Source organism: Microvirga massiliensis, from assembly GCF_001006805.1.
Lineage (GTDB): Bacteria > Pseudomonadota > Alphaproteobacteria > Rhizobiales > Beijerinckiaceae > Microvirga > Microvirga massiliensis.
This window is the reverse complement of sequence record NZ_LN811355.1, coordinates 93,246-98,437: the sequence shown is the minus strand read 5'-3', so window position 1 is coordinate 98,437 and position 5,192 is coordinate 93,246. Positions and strand designations below refer to the sequence as shown.

Here is a 5,192-nt window from a genome sequence, read left to right as displayed (position 1 = left end):
TTGGTCGTGCCCCGCGTGACGGTGGCGCATGCGGAGACCGACAGCGCGGCAGCGATGACTGCGATGGTTCTCATGAAAGTTCCCCCAAACCGGCGGGGAGAGATCACACCGTCTCGCTCTACGCAACGGCCAAGCTGGCTCGGCTGAGTCCGAGGGGACACTCAACTGTTGGTAACCCTGTTGGTAACGGCCAAAGCGTTCTTCCGGGCGGCCGGCGTGATGGGAACGAAAAACGGAACATCTGTGGCGGCAAAGACCTCCCGCCAGCCTGACGCTTGCCGGTGCTAGCAGCTACAAGGCCATCCTCGATCACGGCGCGAGTGCTATGTAGCGTGTGCACCTAAACTATTCGTATGACAGTCCATGAATTGCTGTTTAGCCTGCCAGGGTGCAGAGCGGAAAAACACCATGCAGCACAACCCTCTTCGTCCGCGCTATCGCCCCAGACGCAACCGGATCGTCCCTCGTCACTTCGAGCGATATGGCCTCCGCACGATCCAGTTCCGACCTACCCCGCCGCTGCAGATCAGACTCTTGCTGGCCCTGTGGAACCTGCCTCACACGGTCCTCAGCACGGCTTTGGCGAAGTTGCGATGAGGGCCCCTGGTTTTCGCAGGACTCTCGGGGCCAGGGCAGTTGCTCTTGCTGTCCTGGGCTCTCTTGCGCTCTGGGAGGCGGCCCCTGATGCCTCAGCCCAGACCGGGAGCGAGTGCCCCCAGTTCTTCGCTCAGGGACAAGCGCCTGCTCTCGCGAACGAGCGTCTGAGCGCAAAAACCCGCGTGCTCTGCTACTCGTTCTTCGCCGTCCTGCACTCCGGGGTTACCCGTACGCCGCTCTGGACCGCCGAACACCTGACCCGCGAGGATCTGCGGCGGGCCGCCTGCATCGACCGGGTCAACAAATTCCATGCCGAGACCGGGCTGCCCAAGGATGAGCGGGCCGAACTCTCCGACTATGTCCGCAGCGGCTTTGATCGCGGCCACCTCGCGCCGGCCGCCGACATGCCGACCGAGGACGCTCAGGACGAGTCCTTCTCGCTCGCCAACATGGTCCCCCAGGACCCGACGCTCAACCGCCGGTTCTGGCAGCAGGTCGAGACCACCGTGTCCGGGCTGACGATGCGCTACGGCGAGACCTATGTCGTCACCGGTGTCGCCTTCCGGGGCCAGAACCTCCAGTCTCTCAAGGGAAGGGTGCTCGTCCCGACCCAGGTCTTCAAGGCCGTCTATGTCCCGAGCCTGGATCAGGCCGGCGCCTATGTGGTCGATAACGCAAACACCAAGGACTGGGAACTCCTGTCGGTCGACAAGCTCGCCACGCTCACCGGGATCGATGCCTTCCCGGCCCTGAGCCCTGCCGTCAAAGCCGAGGCGATGCGCCTTCCCGAGCCGAGCAACCGCGGCCGTCCTCGCTGCCGGGACATCCCGGTTCCCGACGAAAGGTCCACCACACAATGAAATCCCTCACACCGTTCGCGAACGACACGGAATCCCAGAACATCGGCGGACTCACCTTTGAGAATGGCTCCGATAGGATTGTGATCTCGGGTGATCTCGAGATCACCAAGGATCAGGCTGGCCTGAAGCGCGCGAAGGCGCTTCAGACTCTCCTGGGCAAGATCGTCAAAGCGCTTCAAGCCGAGGAGGACTTGCCGGAAAAAATCGAGGAGACGACCGAACCAGCCCGGGAGGTTCCTAATCCCTTTGAGACAGGGTCTTGAGGCTCACGAGTTGAACTCAGCAGCCGATTTCCTTCTTGATGGCGTCTACCTGCGCGCGTGAACGGCACACGTTCTCGCAGGGGATGCCGTCTCCGTCACCATCGGCTCTGCTATAGCCGTTGCACCACATCTCGACGGCCTCCCGGCAACTGCTGGCCGCCTTGCAGCTTCTGCGTTGCGCCACAACGATCTCGCTGGGGCGCTCTGTCATGGCTGGTGGATTGTCACGGCTGAAATGTTCCACGGCGCCGACCGACCCCGCAGCCATAACGATGGCGAAAGCCGCCATCACAATCTTACGCATCTTATGCCCCCTATGATCTAGGCGCTCGCCAACCAGCGGCCTCCGCCTCTTCTTTTGAACAGAACCAGCGTTCGCCGCTGGCCTCGTCAATCACCGTGCGCTCATAGTGCCGACTGCCCGGTTCGTGGTAGATCCGCCCCGAACTGGAGATGTTGCCTTTGATGGCGCACTTGCGGTCCGATCCTGTCGAGGTCTCGGAGGCCAGCCGCTTGCCTCGACGCCACTCCCACGGCTCAACGAACGTCCCTGCGAACAGACCGCGCTTTGCCCGACGCGCTTCCGCTTCCTCGTCCGTGTAGCGGCCATCCGAGTATTGACGGTATTCGAGAGCCCATCCTTGGAGCACCAGCTCGCCGTTGATGTCACGGCCATTCGCTTCGCAGACAGCGACAACCCGCCCGTAGCGGTCGCGGTCCATTTCCTGGCAGGTCACTCGCCCATTTCGGCCAATCAGCGAAGCGAGAGCATCTGCTGCGAGAGAGCCGCAGAGATATCGCTTGCCATCCGCATCATCGCAGGTCTGTTGACCCTCTGGCGCGTCAATGCCGTAGAGCCGAATGCGAGAGGTCGCGCCCCGAACGGAGAGCGTGTCTCCGTCTATCACTTCGGCAGGACCAGAGATGCCTTGCGCGAGTGCAGATGAAGCAACAAATGCACTTGCAAGCAGCAAAACCGCCTTAACCAGCTTCATTATTCTCGTTCTACGTTAGCGTCCGTAATACAGCCCACTATCGCATACCTGACCTCCGTCGCTCGCACAATAGCCAAGCTAGCCATGACCCGGCGGCGATCCGAACGCCCCGGGTTGCACGACCCATGTGACCGCTATAGTGCGGGCGAGCGAGTAAGTCCGTCTGCCGCAGCGGCCGTCATGTGAACAATACGTGAGCATTCCCCACCTCTCGGTCGCTGTGCATATCCAGCCTCCTGATGAGGCTCGGGTCCGTGGGACTAGTCAGGTTCGGTGCAGGACGGCCGGTGAAGTGCCGAAGGGCATTGGCAAGCAAGCGGCGAGCCGGCCTCACGGGCGCTTGGATTACTAAATATATTATAGCTTCTTCAGGCACCATTTTCTTTTACAAGATGCCCAACCGATCACGTTGCACCTTGCCGACTGTTGCGCGGTGTTATTCCGCCGGGCAAAGGAGCGGTTGGTTGCAAGCTTAGCCTGAACCTCGTTGGAATGCGCTTAGCTCACCTCGGCAGACACCTGCCCAACCAGCAACTAACGAGCTGGTGCAACTCTACTCGAAGCGGCACCTGTTCAACACGGCGACCGCGTGAACGTCATGGCTCTCGTGACCGGCATGGATCCGCAGGACATCTATCGCAACTGGATTTTGCAGAAGATGCCGCCCCTTGCTGTTGGCGAATCAGCCGTTTTAGGCGCGGCAGGCTTGGGATCGGAAGACGGGAAACGCCGGCCGCCTCAAGTCGCCGGTTCTCCACGTACAGGTGGATGCGCTCGCGGTAGGCCGCCATCTGCAGACTGTCCTTCGCGAGCATCAGGGCTTCCCAGGCTTCGGCTCTTCCATCGCATCCTCCATACACCAACAACGTAGGGTCGGACGGTAACACGCACAACGTATGTTCGGCGGGAGGACCAGTTCATCCCAAGACGGAAGCCTATGACGTTCGCATGCACACCTAGTCCGGCGCGCTGGTCGTGATGTCGGCATGTCGCCCGTGCATCGAGATGTCCGATCAAAGATGCCGATCTTCGAGCTCGGGGCTCTCGCGGACGAACGGCAGTAACTGGTAGGGTCCAGGCATAGCTGAGCGACCAAATCCACGGTCCTAATTGGATGTTGGACCGAACTCCCACAGTCTCGACCGGCCTGCCTACACGGAAGCTTGACTGTCGTAGGGTAACCTTGCCCAATCCTTAGGCAACGGAGGAGCCTGGGAATGGTTGGGAGGGGCAGCACATGGTGGTTGCGACCACTCCCGTTTCTCGCATCCAGCATACTGCTCGTAGGATGCGGCGAGTATCTGGACCGCAAAGAGACGGTGACGTTGGCGGCGGGCAATGCTGTTCAGCAGAACATCGTGGTTCACATGATCGATCCATGGCCTGTCCATGCCCGAAATCGCGACATTCCTTTTAGCGGCGAACGCATGGCCAATGTTGCGAGGCGGTACTCTGCTGGACCAAGTTCGGGCGCGAGCTCGGGATCAGGTAGCAATGGAGGTCCATGCAACGCGGCCACAGATCGCGCCAGTGATGATTCCATCTGCGGCGGGCGCGCAGCAAGCGAGCGTCCGGGCGGGAGGCCTTAATCTCGCCAATCATCAGCGGCTGAGGCCTGACACTCGGCATTCTCCGGCCATCCGACCGCGAGGAGGGGCATGGGCAACGCGCTCGGCGTTCTCTCAACGGGATCGCAGCAGCCTGCGATTGATGCCCGTGATGCAGCGAACCGCAATCAGAAGCTCGTCGCTGCTAGTATTCAGGTGAGCGGACACGAGATGCAATGAAACCAATCACTTACCACAGAAGCTAACGTTTTCGCCGCACCAACTCATAATTCGCCAAGGTCCGCGAAGTCATGTTGCTTAGCTACGTTGCACATGCAGCAATCAACGCTGCCCTCTCTCAATCGTTCGGGTTGTGCCACTGCACGGGCCAATAAGTGGAGAAACACCGCAAAAGCCGAAATTCTTGAGAGGCCTCCGGGTTCTCAGTGCAGCAGGGGAGCGGGCAAGGTTACCTAAGGTGGGCTATGCACGACTGAGCCACCATAGCCCTCGGCCTCGGGTCAGGTGTACTGTAGTGAATGCGATACTCGTTGAATGTGACTGCGGAGTACCTAAACAATCAGATCAGAGAGTAGTCTACCCCAATATCGTCTGATGATGAGGGAACTGTCACCCCGGGCGTCGTCGATCTCGATGTTGCGTCACGATGAACGATCGTCTGGCTTTCCTCCAACGCCAAGCCACGATCTGTCATAATGACATGGCCGACCTAAACGAACGATATGCCTCCCGAACGGCCGGTGCCTAGAGCATGATGGTTTTAGGTTGAAGCATATCCGGCTTTGGTGAGGTATCGCTGGCATTCTGCCGGCGAGAAGTCATCGAGCAGCCCGCCGATGCGCTTCCAGGTTGCCTCGAGGCTGCATTCGGCGGCCTTGCGCAACAGGTGTTTGAGCTTGGAGAAGGCCT

5 protein-coding genes are annotated in these 5,192 nt (G+C 60.2%); 3 read left to right on the top strand and 2 right to left on the bottom strand.

The features are described 5' to 3' along the window. The first annotated feature begins 593 nt into the window (after positions 1 to 593). Together BN1233_RS46035 and BN1233_RS18820 are read left to right on the top strand one after the other, a co-directional pair. Positions 594 to 1,457, top strand: a complete 864-nt coding sequence (locus BN1233_RS46035) for a DNA/RNA non-specific endonuclease (RefSeq protein ID WP_046865152.1) — start codon at positions 594 to 596, stop codon at positions 1,455 to 1,457. After that, positions 1,454 to 1,720: a hypothetical protein gene (locus tag BN1233_RS18820; protein WP_046865151.1), complete on the top strand. Its 267-nt coding sequence runs from the start codon at positions 1,454 to 1,456 to the stop codon at positions 1,718 to 1,720. Before BN1233_RS46035 ends, BN1233_RS18820 begins: the two co-directional genes overlap by 4 nt. 16 nt (positions 1,721 to 1,736) lie before the next feature. Here BN1233_RS18820 and BN1233_RS18815 read toward each other — a convergent pair whose 3' ends face one another. Then, on the bottom strand, positions 1,737 to 2,024 hold the full coding sequence (locus tag BN1233_RS18815; RefSeq protein ID WP_063776603.1) for an excalibur calcium-binding domain-containing protein: 288 nt from the start codon (positions 2,022 to 2,024) through the stop codon (positions 1,737 to 1,739). Between the two features lie 10 nt (positions 2,025 to 2,034). Further along, entirely contained in the window at positions 2,035 to 2,715 is a 681-nt protein-coding gene (locus tag BN1233_RS18810; RefSeq protein ID WP_046865150.1) for a thermonuclease family protein, read from the bottom strand. Between the two features lie 1,658 nt (positions 2,716 to 4,373). Between BN1233_RS18810 and BN1233_RS50560 the strand changes: the two genes are divergently transcribed. Next, complete coding sequence (locus BN1233_RS50560; protein ID WP_280139379.1) at positions 4,374 to 4,502, top strand: hypothetical protein; 129 nt, start codon at positions 4,374 to 4,376, stop codon at positions 4,500 to 4,502. Positions 4,503 to 5,192: the final 690 nt, after the last annotated feature.